Source organism: Leptospira kirschneri serovar Cynopteri str. 3522 CT, from assembly GCF_000243695.2.
GTDB lineage: Bacteria > Spirochaetota > Leptospiria > Leptospirales > Leptospiraceae > Leptospira > Leptospira kirschneri.
In genome coordinates this window covers 111,987-132,412 of the sequence record NZ_AHMN02000002.1, presented here as the reverse complement: position 1 = coordinate 132,412, position 20,426 = coordinate 111,987, and the positions used below count along the sequence as shown (strand labels likewise).

Annotated in this window: 17 protein-coding genes and 1 pseudogene; 12 read left to right on the top strand and 6 right to left on the bottom strand. The window is 35.3% G+C overall.

The window, feature by feature from the left end; all coding sequences use genetic code 11:
* Window position 1 precedes the first annotated feature (1 nt).
* Genes LEP1GSC049_RS223905 through LEP1GSC049_RS0204495 form a run of 3 tightly spaced genes read right to left on the bottom strand, consistent with a single transcriptional unit; the run spans window position 2 to window position 1,463 of the window.
* On the bottom strand, window positions 2–538 hold the full coding sequence (locus LEP1GSC049_RS223905; RefSeq protein ID WP_004759193.1) for an NADH-quinone oxidoreductase subunit C: 537 nt from the start codon (window positions 536–538) through the stop codon (window positions 2–4).
* A complete protein-coding gene (locus tag LEP1GSC049_RS223910) occupies window positions 535–1,095 on the bottom strand; it encodes an NADH-quinone oxidoreductase subunit B (protein WP_000524416.1) in 561 nt (186 codons plus the stop codon). Before LEP1GSC049_RS223910 ends, LEP1GSC049_RS223905 begins: the two co-directional genes overlap by 4 nt.
* The gene (locus LEP1GSC049_RS0204495) at window positions 1,086–1,463 is read right to left on the bottom strand and encodes an NADH-quinone oxidoreductase subunit A (RefSeq protein ID WP_001057833.1); all 378 of its coding nucleotides are present in this window, start codon (window positions 1,461–1,463) and stop codon (window positions 1,086–1,088) included. The genes LEP1GSC049_RS223910 and LEP1GSC049_RS0204495 overlap by 10 nt, the downstream gene beginning before the upstream one ends.
* Before the next feature lie 369 nt (window positions 1,464–1,832).
* On the opposite strand from LEP1GSC049_RS0204495, the gene LEP1GSC049_RS223915 reads away from it, so the two are divergent.
* The 5 genes from LEP1GSC049_RS223915 (at window position 1,833) to srpC (ending at window position 9,269) form a co-directional block, all read left to right on the top strand.
* A complete protein-coding gene (locus LEP1GSC049_RS223915) occupies window positions 1,833–2,477 on the top strand; it encodes a hypothetical protein (protein WP_004761020.1) in 645 nt (214 codons plus the stop codon).
* A 12-nt stretch (window positions 2,478–2,489) separates the two neighbouring features.
* Entirely contained in the window at window positions 2,490–2,954 is a 465-nt protein-coding gene (locus LEP1GSC049_RS223920) for a MaoC family dehydratase (RefSeq protein ID WP_004754640.1), read from the top strand.
* Between the two features lie 30 nt (window positions 2,955–2,984).
* The gene (locus LEP1GSC049_RS223925; protein WP_004755335.1) at window positions 2,985–3,440 is read left to right on the top strand and encodes a MarR family winged helix-turn-helix transcriptional regulator; all 456 of its coding nucleotides are present in this window, start codon (window positions 2,985–2,987) and stop codon (window positions 3,438–3,440) included.
* Window positions 3,441–6,064: 2,624 nt separating this feature from the next.
* Window positions 6,065–7,696, top strand: coding sequence for an HsdM family class I SAM-dependent methyltransferase (locus tag LEP1GSC049_RS223930; RefSeq protein ID WP_004754905.1), 1,632 nt, complete (start codon window positions 6,065–6,067; stop codon window positions 7,694–7,696).
* A 778-nt stretch (window positions 7,697–8,474) separates the two neighbouring features.
* Entirely contained in the window at window positions 8,475–9,269 is a 795-nt protein-coding gene (srpC, locus tag LEP1GSC049_RS223935) for a sigma factor SigX-regulated lipoprotein SrpC (protein WP_025175940.1), read from the top strand.
* 465 nt (window positions 9,270–9,734) lie between these two features.
* Here srpC and LEP1GSC049_RS223940 read toward each other — a convergent pair whose 3' ends face one another.
* Window positions 9,735–10,154, bottom strand: coding sequence for a globin (locus LEP1GSC049_RS223940; protein ID WP_025175941.1), 420 nt, complete (start codon window positions 10,152–10,154; stop codon window positions 9,735–9,737).
* Between the two features lie 727 nt (window positions 10,155–10,881).
* Here LEP1GSC049_RS223940 and LEP1GSC049_RS223945 point away from each other — a divergent pair.
* Entirely contained in the window at window positions 10,882–12,018 is a 1,137-nt protein-coding gene (locus LEP1GSC049_RS223945) for a nitrilase-related carbon-nitrogen hydrolase (RefSeq protein ID WP_004762896.1), read from the top strand.
* A gap of 51 nt (window positions 12,019–12,069) precedes the next feature.
* Window positions 12,070–12,594, top strand: a complete 525-nt coding sequence (locus tag LEP1GSC049_RS223950; RefSeq protein WP_004754142.1) for a hypothetical protein — start codon at window positions 12,070–12,072, stop codon at window positions 12,592–12,594.
* Between the two features lie 598 nt (window positions 12,595–13,192).
* On the opposite strand, the gene LEP1GSC049_RS223955 is transcribed toward LEP1GSC049_RS223950, so the two are convergent.
* Complete coding sequence (locus LEP1GSC049_RS223955; protein ID WP_004753566.1) at window positions 13,193–14,200, bottom strand: alpha/beta hydrolase; 1,008 nt, start codon at window positions 14,198–14,200, stop codon at window positions 13,193–13,195.
* Window positions 14,201–14,392: 192 nt separating this feature from the next.
* Between LEP1GSC049_RS223955 and LEP1GSC049_RS223960 the strand changes: the two genes are divergently transcribed.
* From LEP1GSC049_RS223960 to flgE, 5 genes and pseudogenes are all read left to right on the top strand, one after another.
* Window positions 14,393–15,103, top strand: coding sequence for a hypothetical protein (locus tag LEP1GSC049_RS223960; protein ID WP_004761044.1), 711 nt, complete (start codon window positions 14,393–14,395; stop codon window positions 15,101–15,103).
* Between the two features lie 422 nt (window positions 15,104–15,525).
* A pseudogene (locus tag LEP1GSC049_RS2000000229325) lies at window positions 15,526–15,597 on the top strand (Imm7 family immunity protein); the annotation flags it as partial.
* 839 nt (window positions 15,598–16,436) lie between these two features.
* The gene (locus LEP1GSC049_RS223965) at window positions 16,437–17,978 is read left to right on the top strand and encodes a flagellar hook-length control protein FliK (RefSeq protein ID WP_016560324.1); all 1,542 of its coding nucleotides are present in this window, start codon (window positions 16,437–16,439) and stop codon (window positions 17,976–17,978) included.
* 18 nt (window positions 17,979–17,996) lie between these two features.
* The gene (locus LEP1GSC049_RS223970) at window positions 17,997–18,782 is read left to right on the top strand and encodes a flagellar hook capping FlgD N-terminal domain-containing protein (RefSeq protein WP_016748159.1); all 786 of its coding nucleotides are present in this window, start codon (window positions 17,997–17,999) and stop codon (window positions 18,780–18,782) included.
* 27 nt (window positions 18,783–18,809) lie between these two features.
* The gene (gene flgE, locus LEP1GSC049_RS223975; RefSeq protein ID WP_032828372.1) at window positions 18,810–20,204 is read left to right on the top strand and encodes a flagellar hook protein FlgE; all 1,395 of its coding nucleotides are present in this window, start codon (window positions 18,810–18,812) and stop codon (window positions 20,202–20,204) included.
* Window positions 20,205–20,219: 15 nt separating this feature from the next.
* Here the strand turns inward: flgE and LEP1GSC049_RS223980 are convergent, their stop codons facing one another.
* The gene (locus LEP1GSC049_RS223980; protein WP_004754938.1) at window positions 20,220–20,414 is read right to left on the bottom strand and encodes a hypothetical protein; all 195 of its coding nucleotides are present in this window, start codon (window positions 20,412–20,414) and stop codon (window positions 20,220–20,222) included.
* Window positions 20,415–20,426 lie beyond the last annotated feature (12 nt).

Here is a 20,426-nt window from a genome sequence, read left to right as displayed (position 1 = left end):
ATCATTTCTTCCCTCCTTCTTTTGTGATGTCTTCGTTTACGTGAATATGTAAAAGATCTTCGATCAGATAATCTTGACCAAAACCTTCCAAAGGAAAGTCTTTCCGCAATGGATGTCCTTGAAAATTATCGGGCATTAAAATTCTGTCCAAATTGGGATGACCGATAAAAGAGATTCCGAAAAGATCATATACTTCTCTTTCCGGCCAGTCTGCTCCTTTAAATACGGAGGTAATACTCGGAATCGATTCTCCGTCTTCCAAGCGAACTTTAATCCGGATTTTACTTGAGGATTGATTTGCGGAACGAAGCAGATAATTGACTTCGAAACGAGGCTCTTTTTTACCGAGCCAGTCCACCGCGGTTAAATCATTTAGAAAATTATAATGAAGTGTTGGATCGTTTTTGAGCGCTGAGATTACCGGAACAATCCCTTCCGCCTTGAGAAAAAAAACGGGAACGTTGGATACTACTTCTTCCTGAGAATCTAAAAAATGAGGGAATTTTTCTTTGAGGAAACTTTCTACTTTTTCTTTCATCGCACAACCAGGGGCTTATTTCTTTCGTTGAGTTCCTGGATCTTTTGCATTACTTCTTGACGTCTTGCTTCCAAGCCCTGGGTTTTTAATTTAGTCTGCAATTTTAAAAGTGCGTCTAAAATGGCTTCGGGTCTGGGAGGACATCCTGGAACATATACGTCCACGGGTAGAATCCGATCCACTCCTTGTAACACACCGTAAGTATGAAACATTCCTCCTGAGGAAGCGCAGGCACCTACACTGATTACAAATTTAGGTTCCGCCATTTGGTCATAGATCTGTCTTAAAACCGGAGCCATCTTGTAGGTGATGGTTCCCAAAACGAGAATCATATCCGCCTGACGAGGTGAAAACGAAGGACGTTCCGCACCAAAACGCGCTATGTCATAATCGGAACAGGCGGTGCTCATGTACTCGATACCACAACAGGCGGTGGCAAAAGGATAAGGCCAAAGAGAATAACTTCTTCCCCATTGGATTACGGATTCCACGTTTCCAAGTTGAACCATATCTCCCAGTGCCTGGCCAGGCGTTTTACTCAAATCACTTAGTCCCATTCCAGCGCTCCTTTCTTCCAGATATAGTATAAACCTACTACTAAGGTTAGAACAAACACAAACATCTCGAAGAATAGAAAAAAACCAAGACCGGCGTTTTTGAATCCGATTAGATTGACCGCGTAGGGAAATAGAAAAACCGCTTCGATGTCGAACAGTATAAAAAGAACCGCAACTAAGTAAAACTTGATGTTAAAAAGTCCCCTTGCGTCTCCGTAGTACTGTACTCCACATTCAAAAGTGTCCTGAGGTTTAGATTTTTTCTTAGGACCTATGAGTATGGCAAGGGTAAGAATCAGAGCGGAGAAACCTACTCCGAGTAAAAATTGAATCAATAGAGGGCCAAGATGTTCGGGAGCGTTATTCATTGAATCGAATAGGCCGGCATTTTGTTTACCACATGCTATTATTAGAACCAGATTCATAGCACCGATTAGACTCTCGTTTGTAGATAGCCTGTCAACCTGAAATTCAAAGGGAACTGATTTCGGTTTTAGGATCGTTCTATTTTTTAAAAAATCAAACTCAACTGAAAAGGATCGATTTTTATCCCGTAATATTTCAAAAATAAAGAAGAGAATTTTTTTCAAAACGATTTTAAAAACTTTCTCGGCAAAAATGAAACCAAGTTAAAACTAAAATATCCTAAATTAGAATTTAGAGTCGGAGCGCCAATCTCTATCAATTCGTTTGATAAAAAACGGATAGACAAATGATTGATCTAACAACTGGTAGTATTGAATTTGAAAAGAGAAAACGAATTGTATTCCTCTCGTATCCCACTTTACTTTTCCGGGTTCACGTCCCAAAGTCTTTTTTACGTTCTATCTATATTCTTTTTTATACTCGTTCAATGTTCTCCCCAATATTCTATTTTGGGAAATGTATTTGTTCGGAAAGGTTTTACTCCCGAGAAAAAAGTTCGTCATGTAGTTTTTCCGGTTCGAATCCGATCTGCTTGGTTGTTAAAAAGTCAAAATGCAGAACAAAAGAAATTTTTTGAATCTAGAAGTTATGAAAAGTTAGAACTGACCATTCTTGGATACGGCGGTAAGATCCAAGAAAAATATAAGTTGGAGAAATTATATCGTTCCGAAGTCGAATCCGGAAATTCGTTTCACGAAGAAAAAGGGATTCAGATCGCCAAACAACTCGATGGTGATGTGGCGGTTTTTACTGATATTACGGACTATGGAACCGCATCCGGAAATTCGGTTTTGGAAGTCACCGTAAAAGCGATTGAAGTGGATAGCGGAGAAGTCGTATGGAAGGCGATCTATTCCGGAAAGGCATTAGGGCTTCAGGACAATATCGATTTGTCCATTTTAGAATCTGAAATTTTTGAACATCTTACGGAAAAATTAAAAAACAAAACGGAGTAAAGGAGAAAAAACATGGCTAAGGTAGTATTGTCCAGTTTTGCAGAATTGGAAGCGTATACCGGAAAGGAGATCGGAGTTTCCGATTATCACACTGTGACTCAGGAACAAGTGAACAAATTTGCGGACGCGACCCTGGATCATCAGTGGATTCATACGGACCCGGATAGAGCGGCTAAGGAATCTCCTTTTGGAGGAACGATCGCTCACGGTTATCTTACCTTATCTATGGCGCCTTATCTCTTATCTCAAATATTAGAATTAAAGAATATTAAGATGGGGATTAATTACGGAATGGAAAAGCTTAGGTTTTTAGAGCCCGTAAAAGTAGGAAGCAAATTGAGACTGAAAGCGGAGTTGATCGAGCTAAAGGACCTAAGAGGTACGGCTAGAATGACTCTGAAAATGACTTTTGAAACCGAAGGTTCCACAAAAGCGGCTGCGGTAGGAGAGGTTATCTATCTGTATCAATTTGCCTGATTGAAAAATAAATTTAAAATTAGGTAAAATATGAGTCCTAGAATGGTCATTTATTTGATCTCGAGAATCCGAGACGAATTTCACAAACATCTTAATCAGGAGTTAAAGGAAAAAAATTTAAGTCCGTTAACGACTTCTCACGCGGATATTCTGTTTGCGCTCGTAAAAAAGAATAAGGCACAGATGCAGGATATTGCAAAGATGATCAATCGGGACAAATCAACGTTAACCGCTCTTGTAGATAAATTGGAAGTATTAGGGCTTGTAGTTAGAACAAAAGATTCGGAAGACCAAAGGATCATTCATTTGGAACTTACTCCTAAAGCGGATTCTGTTCGTCCCGTTTTACTTGGAATTTCCAGATCTCTTCTGGGAAATTTATATAGGGGTTTTACGGAAAGCGAAAAGAAAGAATTAGTCCGTCTATTGATGAAATTATATCAAAATCAAAATCCGGAATCCGTTACCGTGGATCTTCTACAATAAATTTTTTTATTTTGAACGGATATGTTTTTTTAGGCTTAGAGTTTGCGCGAATCATTATTTAAAAATTTATAAATTACTAAATAATTAAATTTGTGATAACTAGAATAGGAACCCTATCTTTAATAGGGAAGTTAAAGATTTATATATATTACTGATTCTTTTAAAATTGAATAACTTAGGTCTTATTACAAAGCCTGTCGAGCGCCCGTAGAAGTGAGACGCTTTCGTTACTCGAGCGCCTTAGGAAACTCAGCAAATGCGGATGGTATTCAGGAAGCGTTTTACTTTAGTTCAAGAAGTGAAACGTTTTAGTTTCACAAAAATGTGGGAACTACTATAAAAATTAGAATGCTAAAGAGTTATAAATCATACAATGTAACGGTTTTTATACGGACTATTCTAAGTTATATAATAAACACTCAGTATTTTGTTTTAGAATAGTGTTTTGTATTAAAAATTTACGGTATTCAATTTTATAGAGTTAGTAGCACGTTTTGTAGGGTTAGAATTTAAAAAAAATCATATCTACTCTATATAAAAAAATACTAATATTTTGTACTCGAACTAATTTTGCGATAAAGATTCGCCGTGTTCTATTATATAAGTATTGAGGAACAAAAAGTTTTTTATCTAACGTGAGCAGGATTAGGAACCCACAATTCTGAAAAAAGTTAAAATCTGAACTTTACAGTAGATTCTTTAAATGTGGGAACTCTCACAATTTATAAAAACTGATAACAATTGAATCTGTCGTATGAAACTATTACAAAACTTAAGTTGTCTGTAAAATGATGTAGGAACTACTGCTAAATCCACGATTTGTGAGAGTTCCCACAGATTAAGTCACATTACGAGCCTTTAAATATCCATTTTTCGTGATCGAAAATTGTATGAGTTCCTACATTTTCAAAATCTAACTGTAAAACATAGACATGTAGTTCCCACAATTTTCAAAGTTTAACTGTAAATCCACGATTTGTGAGAGTTCCCACATCTATTTTTTTACGAAAAAATTAACCTAATATAAAACGGATTTCTAACGCCGAACTTTATGTTATCTATTGGTTTTCATGAAAAAACGAAAGAAAATAAAATTTTCAACAATTCTAAGGATTGAACTGAAGTTTTATAGAAATTAAAAAATTATATTACTGATCTCTATAAAATTGAGTACCATGCATCTTATCACAAAACACTGATTCCATGCAAAATATTAGGTACTTTATTATATAGTTATGAGTAAAGCTATTTCAAAAATATTTTATCTTTCCTTAAAATGCCGAAATCTAAGATATTATTGAGATGGTTTATAGTATTATATAAGAATATTAAAATTGATTCAATTATCGAATACTTTCTAAAAAAGATATATTGAAGGTGGGCCTTTGCTACTCAGCTAATACTACGAGTTTATTTCAAAAATTAGAACGTGGGTCTCTCACAAAAAGTTATAAGATAGAATCGTTTCCGGAAATTTAAACAGTGCATTTGTCTAAAAATTCGTTTTAAGGAGGCAATTGATTGATACTTAAGAAATGTTTTAATTAACTTGAATCATGCGAAATGGATCGATGCGAGGAACGCAGCGTCTTGCTTCTATATTGAAACTAAAGACGATAGGTTATATAATGTTTTCTGTATACAATTTATTGATCAGAGCTAAAGAGCCCAGTCCGGCAGTCTGTGGCAAGTCGGATTTGTCCAGATTTTACTACGCCGAACTCATGTTAATTAAGAATTGTAGAGTTTTATTTACAATCCCATTGTTTTTGGATAAACGTCTAAATTGTATTTTTATTCTCAACTAAACCTAAAGTATGATGTTTTTTTGATCTAAAATTTTAAACGTTCTTACCACTCGAACGTATTTATACTGAATTTGTTTCAAAGCTTAAAATGTGGAGATCTACTTCAAAAAGCTAATAAATCAGGATTAAATATAATTTTTTGAAAAAATCCATATCTTTGGTAAAATTGATCGTTAACTTTTGGTACTATTTTCATACGTTGGAGTAGTTAATAAAAAAAATCTACTCAGAACTATAAATAGGGCATTCAACATTTCTCACTCAAATAGGATTTTGTGATAGGATGAATGGTACTTAATTTTATAGAGATCGGTAAAATGTAAAAGAAAATTCAATTCTCGTTCTCTTACTGGAAAAATTTAGTCAAGGTGATCAAAAAACGATGAATAAAAATTCTATCGATGATAAATATTTAAGAATAAAAAAATAAAACGTAAATTTTAAAATAATGAAAGAAAGATATTTGTTTCAAAAATAACTTCACTTTTTAAATCTTAACGAATCAACATTTTTAGAAATCTAAAGAACCACAACTGAATTGGATTTTAATTCTAGGTTTGTTTATAAAAATTTTTCAATAAGATAGATGTATACATCATTATTCTCATGTCTGTTTAAAAAGATTTCTAATTTAGAAATGTTCAATAGGTAGTATACTGGTAAGTCGTATAACAACGCTAAGTTTAGTTAAATAATTTACTGGTTGTTAGGTTCTGAAACTTTTGTCTTTGACTGTTATAGGCTTTCGGATATAGAAGCATAAAAATATGATTTTGTTCGAAGTTACGAATGAATGATTGGAAATACACGGTATAGATGTCTCAAGAGGTAAATCGAAAAAATAAATTTCTAGGACAGTTTTTTACACCTGAAAGAGTCGCACATTTCCTAGTGGATTGGGTTTTGGGTGCAGAACGAATTACTTCTTCAGAAGGTTTAAAACGTATCCTGGACCCGGCGATCGGGAACGGAGTTTTTTTCGAAAGTGTGCTGAATAGACTTCCAAATCTCAATGCTGAATGGGTCGGTTTTGATTTAGATATACAATGTTTAAGTTCAAGTCGTGCCGTATTGGAAAATAGAATTTCCGATTCTAGTATACTTAGTTTTTACGATCGAGATTTTTTATTACAGGAAGAGAATCAAAAATTCGACGTTATTCTATGTAATCCTCCCTATAGAAAAATTAACGATAAAAATTATTCCAAAGAATTGATTCAACAATTTGAAGGAAAGTCGGATAGAAAACTTCCTGGAACCGCAAATCTTTACGTCTTCTTTTTATTAAAATGTTTGAATCTAATTCATGTTGGAGGCCGAGCCGCTTTTCTTGTACCTCAGGATTTTTTCAATTCAGGTTATGGAGTTTTTATCAAATCCGTTTTGCAAGAATCCGGATTGTTACATTCTTTGTTTTTATTTTCTCCTCAAGACATTCTTTTTGACGAAGCAATTACGAGTTCTTGTATTCTATTATTTGAAAATTCCGAAAAAGAAAAAAAGTCAGGATTTTATTGGACGAGACTAAAACCGGGATTTTTTTCCGAAGAATCTAAACTTCCTCTTTGTTCCGTAGAATCTATCCAAACGGACTGGATTTCTTTTCCAGATCCAGAGGCAAAGTGGAGTCCCATTTTTCATCGACTTGAAAAGAAAACGTATCAGAGCGATAAAAAGATCGATTTCGAAAAAGAAAGATTGGGCCATTTTGTTCCGTTGACTGAGTTCGGAAAATTTACTCGAGGGATTGCAACTGGGGACAACGACTTTTTTCTATTTACAAAAGAAATGGTAGAAACTTCAGGAATTCCCGAAAAACATTTTAAGACTTGTATTCCAAAATCTCAATATGCAAGAAACAGAATATTCTTACACTCTGATTGGGAAGAATTGAGTCAAAAAGGCGCCAAAGTATGGCTGTTAGACGTAAAACTTGAATTCGATCTGAAGGATTCTCTTGCCTTGCGAAATCACTTACAATTTGGAATTACAAGAGGAGTTCATCAGAGATTTTTACCTTCGAGAAGAAAAAATTGGTATACTCAGGAATCTAAATCCCCTTGTCCTATTCTTGCTTCCAGTTTTCATAGAACTGAAATTAGAATTGTCAGAAATTTCAGCAACGTAGTTCATCTGACTTGTTTTCACGGTTTTAACCCAGTTGCCAATATGGAAGAATGGGTGGATCCTCTTTACGCGTATCTTATTTCGTCGGTTTCTAAAAAGGATTTGGAAACTAGAAGAAGAGAATATGCAAGAGGTCTTTGGAAAGCCGAGCCAGGAGATTTAAATTCTCTTTGGGTTCCTGATTTTAGAAAATTAGATCCTCAAATCCAAGACGAATTAAAGGGTCTGGTTCTGGATTTGAAACAAGCTCGTTTTTCTTCTGAAAAGGAATCGTTCATTTTGAATAGGATTGATTCGATTTTTAAAGAATGGTCTATTTAACGAATGCGATTTCGTGGAGAAAATGAGAAAGAATTTTCTAAAAGTATGAGTTCCTACATTTAAGAATTCATTTGCAAAGTTCGGATTTGTAATAGTTTCCCATTTTATTTTTTACATAAAGATTTCTTATTCCAAACTCATATTAGAGTTGTTGAAAAATTCCATAGTGGCGATTAACAAAACTGCTTCAATTGTCCATTCAATCCAATACAAACAGATCAAGAATTAATTTTTCAACAACTCTAATGAACTTTAATCGGAATGAGAACGTAAGGAGATAACATATTATGTTAAAAAACTTTATTACATACTTTGAAAAATTAATTCTACATTTGTTTCAAAAAACGGTTGATTGAAGCAATTCTATCAAGCTGAATTATGGAATCTATTAAAATCAATTTTATAAAAATATTTTAATATTATAAAATATAAAACTATAAGCGCAAGAGTAAATTGTTTTATGAATAAAGTTTAGGGTTGTGAATGAGTGGGCGAATTTACTTTAAAATTTGTATGTATAAAAAAGTAAGATCGATTTTTGATACTTTGTTTAAAGATGAAGTAAAATTGCGAAAATCTCATAGTTTTGAAGGAAAGTTCAAAATTCAGACTGAATCTTTTTGAAAGTGTATTTATTTTTAGAAGAAACAGTTGTTTTAAAAGTCGTAAAACGGGCAAAAGAGACAGAATCCGGGAATCACAGATTGTAAAGACGATTGAATCCACAAAATATACGCATTGGTTCTTAGAATTTAAATCCTATTATTTAAATTTTTTCGTGGCACAAAAAAATTCTAGGTTCGTTGGCTTAATTGAATCAACTTTGGAGGATTCAATTATGTTTCAAAAAAAAATAGCAGTTGCACTGCTTCTAACTTTGTTCTTTGCAAACTGCGACAGCAAAAAGGATGATGATTCAACTACCAATTTACTTTTGTTAGCGGCGGTTCAGTCTCAAAAACCCAATGCTTCCGGAGTATATGCGGCTTTAAGTATGTTGAATGGAAATAACAATCCTGGACAACAAGGAGCCTATTCCAATGGAAAAGCATCTCCTTTTTCAGTAGTTCCGGATCAGACCAAGAATTGTTCTTTAGGTGGAAGTATGAAAATGTCATTAGGAAATATGACCCAGGGACAAGGTGTCAATGGAGCAATGATTTTGGAATATACCGGTTCAAAACTTACCTTTCAAAATTGTAAAGAAAATGTTCCTTCGGCGGAAAAGGGAGGAAGTTCTGAGGCTACTACATTTAACGGAGAAATTTCAAGAGACGGTAGAGTAGAAGCTATTATGGACATGAATAATTTCGATCAGAATACCGGTTCATTTGCGTATACCATGAATAGTACTCAAAAAATGTATTCGGATTCTTATTCAGTCAACGGTTCTGTTTACCCTAAAGTAGATCTTACTTTTAAAGTTAGTAACGGGAAGTATGCGGCATCAAACATGAACGATGTTGATAAGGCTACTTTGTCGGTTGAAGAAACAGTGGAAGTTACTGGAACCATTGGAGAAGAAAAAGTAAAAGAATCTTATACTACTAAATATACAATTAATCTTAAGTAAGTTTCTATGCCGCCGAGTGAAGATTACCCGGCGGTTTTCTCTAAAATTATCGATTTTATCTGATCAAATATATAGATCTCAATTTTCATAAAAAAGATTTTTATATTGTTAAAATTTAATGTTTTCCTTTTACCTTACTACTGAAACACCTTTATCAGAAATCATCCGGCAAATTGAACCTGTCTCAAAACCTGAAAAGAAAATCAGTTATAATCATTTTATAGAAATTACATTTTAATCAGATGAAGTAATTTTCATAGAATATACTATTACTCAGAACTATATAAGAGAATACCCAATGTTTTAATTCTGAGATAGGATTTTGAGATAAAAATTCGCCATACTCGATTTCATTGAGATCAATAAAACCGTAGTCTTTTTTGGATTTTATAGAGATTAAAAAACTGCGGTTTTGAAATACGGTAATACGATGTTGGATTTGATACTTTATAATATTTGAATATACTAAAAGCTTATTTGTAGCGTACTTTCAGAAAAAGTATGGATCATTTTGAATACTTCTTGCCAACTTTTTTCCACTTCGTGAGAATACCAAGGACCGAGCCATTCTTCCAACGCAAATAACCAGGCTTTTTCAAGAATAGGAATTTCTTCCACCTGATTACAGATTTTAAGACATTCCACACCGAAATTTTGGATTGCCTTTTCTAATTGTGAGTATTGAACACTAGAGAGGGAAATATTTCGAGCGGAATTCATAAAATGTTTAACGTCTTCCAGTTGAATTCTGGAAAATATGTTTTCGTATTTTGGATGATTCTCTTTGAGATAGATAAAAAATAATTCTGCAAATTTAATTCTATCCAGATTGACTATATCAAAGGATTCGTTCAAACTTCGAATTTGATTTTCTGAAATATTCATTTTTAGCTTATTTTCTCCGGATACAATCAATCTAAAGGGATCCAGAGAAGGATATACGATTTTGATCTATAAGTCTTTTGAATTATAATACGACGTGTTTATAGTAGTATTGAATGTAAATTCGGTGTAATAAAGTCTTGCCGAATCCGGCTTGTCATAAACAAGCCGAACCGGGTTTTAACTCCGGTCAATAAATTGTATACAGGAAACATAATACAACAATCGTCTTTAGATCTATTTCGCGTTTACTCACGTTATTTTAGATTCAAAATGTTGGTTTTTGCCAAAATCAAAAAATGCTTACATTATAGAAGAGGACTATAAGTTTTGAAATCAATCGGTTGTTTAACTTAGAATTTTAGATATTCTATTTTATAGATCTGAATGCTCGGATTCTTGTTTTTATCCTTGTGAAACCTAATTTTTCTATAAAAGATAAAATGTGGGAACTACCACCAAAGGTTTGTTACTGATCCTTATAAAAATAAGTACCGTTAATTCTATCACAAAACGTTGATTCTATGTAAAATATTAGGTATTATATTATATAGTTATGAGTAATAAAAGATCTGTTTTAAAAAACTTAGAATGTGGGAACTCTCACAAGTTTTAGTTGTACAGTAAAAAAACTTAAAAAAGTGGAAATAACCTCTAATGGAAATGAATTATTCGCCAAACTCGTGTTAAATTATTGGAATAAAACTAAGATTTTGTAATGTTAAGCCATATGTTTTTTAAGAGAAGTTATTTATTCTATTTTGTTTTTTTGATTCTTGTATTTTACGGAATTTGGACCTATACAGACCGTTCTACTTGGGAACAGACTCCGGATTCTAAATTGAAAAGGATAGAGAGTTTTGGAAAGAATCTAAAAAAAGGAAATCTTCTCGGAATTCAACCTTGGATGAATCCTATTGATTATTCGAATGAAATCAATTTTTCGAAAAAGATTCAATCTTATCTTGAAGAAGCAAATAAGAAGGGATACATCAATCCGAAAACGATCGTGGTATTTCCGGAATATTTAGGAACTTGGCTTGTGATCGCAGGAGAAAAAACTTCCGTGATTAGGTCGGACAAGCTCGAAGATTCGATGCAAACTCTTATTTTGAGTAACCCAATAGGTTTTATTCTCAATTTTTTCAAAGCACAAGGAAAGGATAAAATCAGAGACGCGCTTTTTAGGATGAAGGCGGAAAAGATGTTGTCCATATATTCGAACACGTTCTCGAATATGGCAAAAAAATGGAGGATCACGATTGTAGCGGGATCGATTCTTCTTCCGGAACCTTATGTTATAGAAGGTAAGATCCAAATTAGAAATGGAGCCTTAAAAAACGCTTCTTATGTTTTTTTACCGGATGGTAGAGTGGCTGAAAATTCTCCCGAAAAAATTTATCCTATAGAGGATGAAAAATCCTTTGTGGAGGCTTCTACTCTCAAAAATCTAAAGATTATCCAAAGTCCAGCGGGAAACATAGGGGTTTTGGTTTGTGCAGACTCTTGGTACCCTGAGGTCTACGAAATATTCAAAAAACAGAATGTGAATTTTGTAGTCGTTCCCTCTTATGTGGCTCCGGATGGGGCTATGTCCGAGGTTTGGAAAGGTTATAACGGTTCAAAAAATCCGACCGATATTCGTTCGGAAGATGTACATAGAATTTCGGAAGGAGAGGCCTGGCTTAAATATGCACTTGCCGGGAGGATTTTAAAATCCGGGGCCACTCATGGGATGAATGTTTTTTTACGGGGATCTCTTTGGGATCTAGGATCCGATGGAGAAATCATTTTAGTTCACCGGTTGATGGTTCGGACCTTTCCTAAAATTTACGGAGCCAGTATCGTAAATCTCTGGTTAGATTGATAAGAAAGATTTATTTCTTGAAAACTGACGGAAAAGGATTCTTCTTGGCGCATGTCACTATTTCTTTTTGAAACCTTTTCTGATAACTTTCAATCCAAACACAACGAAGTTACTTCCGGAAAGTGGTTCGGTTTAACTTCTTTAAATATAGAAGAGAAACCTTTTGCCACTTTTTTCGAAGGAAGTTTAGTGCTCAAACTCGGAGCGGAAAAGATCGCTGAGATCATTTCTCGTTATCCGGGAGCAAAACTTTTTGATCCTTCCGGTAATAATAAAGCCATGAAAGACTGGCTTCAGATTCCGGCAGAATTTGAACAAGACTGGCTAGACTTGGCCGAGGACGCTTTGGTCTTTGCTGAAAAATCGTTGAGCGCCGCCGCCGCGGTTCCTGCTAAGAAAAAGGCAGCGCCTAAAAAAGCGGCCAAGAAAAAAGTCGCTGCTAAGAAAAAGAGCCCTGCAAAAAAGAAAGCGGCTAAGAAAAAATCTTCCGCTAAAAAAGCTAAAATGAAACCAAAAGCTAAGGCTAAGAAAAAAGTAGTTCGGAAAAAAACGGCTGCTAAAAAACGGAAAAGATAAAACAATCCGATCTGCCCTTGTTGAGTAATGAGGGCAGATAGAGATGTTTTGCAAAATATCTTATGGATCTATAAAGTCCCGAAAAAATAATCGTCCTTCAGTTTCTGCATGAAATTGCTGTTTGGCGAACTTTTATCTCATTGAAAATTCATTTTATAGTAATTTTTACATCCTACTGAGTTCAGTAGAATTGAGTACCGTAAATTTTTACTGCAAAAAAACTGTTTCAACGCAAAATATTCAATCTAACAGTTTATACTTTAATCCTATGAATTCAAAGAAAGAAAATAGGGCGAATCTGGCGTGTCACCGACCTCCAGTTAATAAATTGTATAAAAGAAACGTAATACAATATTTCTTCTTAAGTTACAATTTATTATAGAAAACGATCCACCTGAATTCAGGAAAGCGTTCTGCTTTAGTTTCCAGGCGACCCAGAAAACTAAAGCGAATGCCTCTCTCTAAGGATCGGCATTTAGGGAGTGAGACGGTTTTTAGTTTGAGAGTGTTCTGCTAAGGTTTTTACGCTTCAATGGCTTTCGCATCGGATTCTATCGAACTCGCGTTAACAGACGTTTTAGCACAAAATTTACAGATATCAATTGTGGGATAAATTCTTATTTAAAGAAAAAACATTTTGGATGAAAGTTTCTGCTTCTTTTAAAATCAAATCCTTGTCGCTTTTCATATATTTGGAAAATAATACGTGATTTCCAAATTCTACCTTTACTGCTTTGTTCAATGGGTTTGCCTTTCCGTTTTCATTTACTTTTTTGAATGCTTTTAACATAGATGAGACGGAAGCGGACACATCTTGATCTTTTTCATTTTTATAATAGTAAAACAATAGAGTAGGAGAGGAAATTTTGGAGAATGGGTCGGTTTCCAAGACAAATTCTCTTAAATCCGATAAATTTTGAACCGCCGCGAGATATTGATCTCTATACCAGAAAGCACTGGCTGGATTTCGTTTTTCTTCTTCTGTAGATTTACGAATTTTTCCCATTACTATGTGAGCGAAATCTTTACCCCAAGAAAATTGATAAATGACAGTAAAGGGATTTGTAAAATCGTAAAAAGGAGAAACGAGAATTAAAGCGTGAACTTTTTCCGGATATTTGGCTGCTAAGTATGTAGAAATCAACCCCCCCATACTAGTTCCAATTAGAATCATTTTTTTACCTAATTTTTCGGATTCTAAAAAAGCCGTTTCGGAGTCTTGTAAAATTTCTTCAAAAGTTGCATCTCTATGATCTTCCAAATTAGTTCCATGACCGGGAAGACGAACATAGTAAAGATTTGCTTTTAGATCTTTTGCGAGTTGATCCGTAACTTCTTCTCCTTCCGCGCGAGAAGCTCCAAAACCGTGGATGTAAAGAATTGAGAAATCGGTTTTATCCGTAGAATATCTCACTAATTTTTCTTCGTTACCGGGTCTTACTTTTTTAGACCGACTCATTTGAAGTTTTTCTTGATAATAACTGTTGAAGTCGGAATGTAAGGGAACGGATTTGTATTCATATTTAGGAGTTTCAGCATAAAAGGTGACGACTAAAAATAGAGCGAACGTTCCGATGATTCCTAAAATCCATTTAAGTATTTTCATTCTTGATTTTTCCTCATAACTCTTTAATAAACAACTCAAATCATCTATCTCGCTCCTGCAAGAAAAAAGCGTTTTTGAAAACAAGCTCCTTTAATTTTGTATAAGAATTTTAATTTAAAGATCACAAAAAGAGTTTTAAGAATTTATTTTTGAAGTAAAGAATGGATTTCAGGATGAAAATTCGTTTTTTATATGGATCCTTTTGAAAAAATCGTCAATCGTTACGGCGGATGGGAATTGTGGAATCGTCTGGATTTTGTGGAATTTTATTTTCAAAGTTTAAGCGGTCCACTTCCTTTTCTGAAAGGGCTTGGTAAAACTTTTGACAAACACGGCAAAGTAAGAGTTTTTCCTAAAGAATTTGTAGCCGAATTTTTGGATTATCCGAATCCCGGAAAAAAAATAATATTCAAAAATGGTAAAGTAGGAATTTTTAATGCACAAGAAAGCCCTTCCGAATTTGAATTTCCTAATTATAGGAATAGTTTTAGTGGTTTGAAAAAATATAGATTTTGGAATCCTTTGGATGTTTCATATTTTTTCGGTTATGCGACTACTCAGTATGTAAGCGTTCCTTTTATTCTAAAAGAATACTCGGTTCGAAAATTGGAACTTGAGAACGGTGATTTTCAAATCGAAGCGGAGTTTCCGCAGCATCTTCACACTCATTGTAGAAAACAATCCTATCGTTTTGATTCTGAAGGGCTTCTGGTTCGTAACGACTACACTGCCGACATTGTCGGATCTTGGGCAAAAGGTGCGCACTTTACGACTCATTTTCAAGATGTAGAAGGATTTCCGATTGCTACAAAACGGAACGTGTTTTTTCGTTTGGGATCTTGGGCGACTTCGATTCCTGTTTTGTCCGCAGAATTAAAGCCTTTGGGGGTTTATTTTCGATGAAATTTTTTTTTATCTAACGTAAGTTAGATGGAGGAATTCGTTTTTATATTACCTGATTTTTTCTGTAAAAAATAATTTGTGGGAACTCATACGAATTCCAACCAATAAAAAATGTCTATTTAACGATTCATAATGTGACTTAATCTGTGGGAACTCTTACAAATCGCGATTTTGTAAACAAATTCTGAAATGTAGGAACTCCTATTTTGAGAAAATTTTTTCCTAATTTTTTTACGTCGAACTCACGTTAAAATTACATCTTTTGAAATTATTCAAAGGTGTATTAACGAAAGTGAATTCGGCATAATCCAGCGCGAAAGCATTGAGGCGGAGAGAGCTTAGCAGAATGCTCTCTACCATAACCTTATCCATAAGTTGGATAGGATTTTAGAATCAAAATTGAACTAAAGCAAAACGCTCTCTATCATAACCTTACCCACAAGTATTTAGATTTCAATATTAAATCTGTGGGAATTACGACAAATCCTCTGTAAAACTGAGTTCCCACCCTTATTTTTGGGTGGGGGCGGAGGTGGAGAAATTCGGAAGACTTTTCTCTATCAGAAAAACATGCTTTTTGCAAGTAAAAAGACTCATTCTTGTCGGAACACTTGAAAAATGTGCGTTTTTGAGCCTTCTTATTCTAAAATCCTATTCAACTTGTGGGTAAGGTTATGGCTCTCGACAGATCGCGTTTGAAACTCAGCAAAACGCTCTCTCAAACTCAGCGTCTCGCTTCTATTGGCGCTCGACAGATCGCGTTTTATATTAAAACTAAAGATAATTATTATATAATATTTTCTGCATGCAATTTTATTGGCCAGAGCTAAAGAGTGCAGTCCAGCAAAGCCGAATCCGTCCCGGTTTTATTACATGGATCCACGTTCATTACTGTAGGAGACGTAATTTATAGAAATTACTTTTTTTGTTATGTCTTAAAACGCGATCCCGAAAACTAAAGCGAATGCCTCTAAGGATCGGCATTCAGGAAAGTGTTTTGCTGAGTTTAGGAGAGCGACATTGAGTTTTTATTTGGCACACAGGATTCACGTTGATTTTAAAAAATAGTTTTAAGTAGATTTTTATCTGAGAATCGACTCATTTTCAAATACAATTTATGTCTCAAAGAAGCTAAAGATTGTTAGGTGAAATAGAAGTAGACGTCGTTCGTTTTATTTTTTCACTATAGTACAAATTGTAAAAAATGGATTTTTTACGCTAAACTTGCGTAACCAAAGGATTTTACTAAAAAATTGAACCATAAAACAGTCTTTATCTAAAAAACCGTCAAGGAATTTCGTGAAAGATCGATTTTAATACTGCGGAGTGCAGTATGAATATTTCCGGTGATTTATCCGTTTCAGAATTTAAACCACAACCCGTGCGGAATCTTCCGAAAATGGGTGAGGCGGCAGGTAGAAGTTCCTTTGTTGATTTGATGAAGATCTTACAGGGATCTGCACAGAAAGGTATAGAGGAAACTCTGGCCGAAATTCAAAATCCGTCTTCCAAAGCGGAAGTTCCACAACTCGAAGAAGAAGATCCTGAAATCTTAGAAGAAAAAAAGACCCGCCCTATCAATTCTACAGAAGATGATGTTTCAGAAGAAGATAAGCTTGAAGAAGCGACTAACGTAACCGTTCTACCCTGGTTTCTGGTATCAGAAACAAAAAACAATGAGGTCGTGGATCCTAAAATTGAATCCGTAATTTTAGACGGATTAGAATCTGAAATCATTAAAACAAATCCGATTGATACTTTAAAGGCTCCAGAATCGATTTCCACAAGTGAATTGATCATCGAAAACTTTTTTGCAAATGAAGTGGAAGAATCTACAGAATTATTAAGCAAAGTCTCTTTAGAGGAAGAATCGGAGAAACTACTCGATATAGAAAAAGGATCCTCGATCTCTTTTGAAAATTTAAAAGAAATCAAACCCCGATCTGCAAAACAAGAAAGTGAAATTTACGAAAAATCAGAATCGTTCGAAACATCTGATACATTCAATTTTAATGAAGTAGATAAAAAAGAATCTAAAGAAAATGCGAAGGGTTTTTCTAACTCTTTTAAAGATAAAGATTTTGAGGAAGCAAAAATCGAAGTTTCTAAAGAATTGGCGCTTGATTCGGAAAAATGGAAAATCAGCCGCGATAAAAAAACGGATTCTTACACGAACTTGAAGACCGTCGCGAAAGAAGAAATTAAAGCAGTTGTACTCAATCAATTTACGGAAAATTCTTTCGGAAAATCAGGACAAGAACAATCCTTTCGATCCGATTCTTACTCTTCTCTTGTAAAAGGGGTCGGAACTCCGGCCGCAAATGGTTCACGAGAAAGCGGAACTTTTAGCAAAGAATTCTTTCCTTCTAAAGAATCCAATGTGCTTTCCAAAAAAGACATTCAACAGAATTTTCAAAACCTGATTCGTTCCGCTCGTGTGCAAATCCTTGAAAACGGAAGAACTGAAGCGAGCATTCGCATGAACCCGAAAGACCTAGGCCAAATGTCTCTTGCGATTTCCACGGATAAAGACGTCGTTCGTGGTAAACTTTTGGTGGAATCGGATACCGTCAAACAACAGTTAGTTGCCGAACTTGCTAATTTAAAGCAGGATCTTAAAGCGAACGGTCTTGAACTTGAATCTCTTGTGATTGAAGTTAAGGAAGAGGTTTTCTCTTTTAATGCGGACTCGGATAAAAATGACAAAGATTCTCATTCTTTCCAAGCCGCGTTTGGAGAAGATTGGAACTCCGATTTCAAAAATTCTTTTTACGAAGAAGACGAACTTTCTTTCGAAGAAAATTTTTCCGAGCCTAATGATTTTCCTAAAAAAACCGATGGGAAATCCGAGAAATTGCTCGATCTGAAAGTATAGGATCGGAGGAAGAAAATCATGGCAGAAGCTACGGGCATTAGCCAACAAGCAAACATAAATCGTTACCTAGAAGGAGACAGAAGTTTTAATATCCGGAACCACATGGAAAATTTGGAGAAGGAAGAAAAAAACGGTCTCAAAGGAATCGAAATCCGTTCTTCGGTTAAGTCTTTAGGCAAAGACGATTTTCTTAAATTACTCATTATTCAACTTTCTTCTCAAGATCCAACGAACCCTGTTAAAGATCAGGACTTTATCGCTCAGATGGCACAGTTTTCTTCTCTTGAACAAATGAATAATATTTCCAACGGAATTCAAAAGATGGGAAATCGTCAGAGTTTTTCTCTTGTTGGAAAACTTGTTTCCGGTCCTGATTTTGTGAACGGTGAAAACATCGCCGGAATTGCAGGAGCACTTTTTTTTGATGGAGAAGGTAAAACTTTTGTTCGAGTCAACGGAAGGTCCATAGACGTGGAACAAATTTCTCTTATCAGCGATCCTGTTGTTTTAAAAGAACAAGAAGCCGCCTATAATCAAAGTCAGTCTGTTCCGGCTCGAACCCCTGCTCATTCTCCTGAAGTTGGAACTAACGTTTCTTCTCAAGAGGCACCTTTTGATATTTCGCCTAACGCTCATGAGATGGCGGCTAAACAAAAATCTATGGAATCTTCAATCAAGAATCAGAAGGAAGTCGAAATTTCTGGTACTGAACAAACTCCGGAATTACAAGAAAAAACAACTTCCGAAAAGCAAATTTCCGATTGGAAGTTTCCTGGTAAAGACAAAAGCAATTCATACGAATAAACAAAGTATAATCGAGGTAACAACTTTATGATGAGGTCACTCTATTCCGGTGTATCCGGACTTAAGAACCACCAGGTCCGAATGGATGTCATTGGAAACAACATCTCTAACGTAAACACTCACGGTTTTAAAACCGAACGGGTTACGTTTCAGGATATGATTTCTCAGGAACTCAGAGGCGCTTCCGAGCCTAAAGAGAATATTGGAGGTGTGAATCCTCAACAAGTCGGTTTGGGTTCTTTGATCGCCGCGATCGATAAAATCATGACTCAAGGTTCCCTTCAAACCACGGGTAAAAATACGGATGTCGCGATTTCAAACGAAGGTTTTTTTATCGTCAAGGATGGTGACAAACAATTTTATACGAGAGCCGGTGCTTTTAACCTCGATAAGAACGGTTACTACGTAAATCCCGCTAACGGTCTTAAGGTTCAAGGTTGGAACTCTAGACTGGACGACAAAGGAAATAAATACATCAATTCGGCGGCTTCTATTGAAGATATTATAATTCCAGTATATTCTAAAGAACCTGCAAGGGCTACTTCTCAGATAGATTTTAAATCCAATTTGAATTCTTCCGCTCCTGCGGTTCCGCCTGACGCGACTCAGGAAGAAATCACCGCAATGATCAACGATCCAGATCCTAAGATGAGAAGGGGTCACGTTACTACGATTAATACATTTGACGATCAAGGGATTCAAAGAGAATTCAAAATGGAATTTTACAAGGTTCGTGATAACACTTGGAAGGCTAGATTGAGTATGACGGATTCGACTCAACTTTCCGTTGACGTTTCCGGAACTGGCGGACAAAACACTCAACTTCCAGGTAACGTTGAATTAGAATTTGGTTTTACTCCGGACGGAAAACTAGTATACGTTTCTGATGGCGTGGATTCGATGAACAGCGGTAAGTTGAACGCAAAAGTTTCCTTTCGGATTCCCGGAAATCCTGCGATTCAAAATTTTGATCTCAACTTAGGAGAAGCAGGAATGGTGAACGGAATCACTCAATTCTCTTCCGACTTTACTACAAAAGCTGTCAAACAAGACGGTTATACAATGGGTTATCTAGAATCTTTTTCGATCGATAATTCCGGGACGATTACAGGAGTGTTTTCGAACGGAGTGCGTCAGCCTCTTGCTAGAATTGCAACTGCGGTTTTTAATAACCCCGCCGGTTTAGATAAAGCGGGTGATACAATGTTTGCGTATTCCATGAACTCAGGAGAACCTAACATCGGTGAGGCGGGAGTCCAAGGAAGAGGTAAAATCAACGCAGGACTTTTAGAGATGTCCAATGTGGATCTTTCCGATCAGTTTACGGATATGATCGTGACTCAGAGAGGTTTTCAAGCCAACTCTAGAACGATTACTACTTCCGATCAGATGATTCAAGAGGTTTTAGGGCTCAAACGTTAGACTTTTTTAAATAATTCACTCTTCGGCTGGCTGACATAATAACTGTTTCAGAATTTCCTTAAGCGATATGTTCGTTACCAATCGTTTAAGAAAATTCAAGGGAAGTTTTGTGATATGCTTTAAGTCGGAGAGGAATTTTAACTTTTCTCGTTTCAAGATATGGATTTCGTTTCCTTTTTGCAAGGTTAGGAAAAAAATTATCTTTCCCATATATTTCCTGTA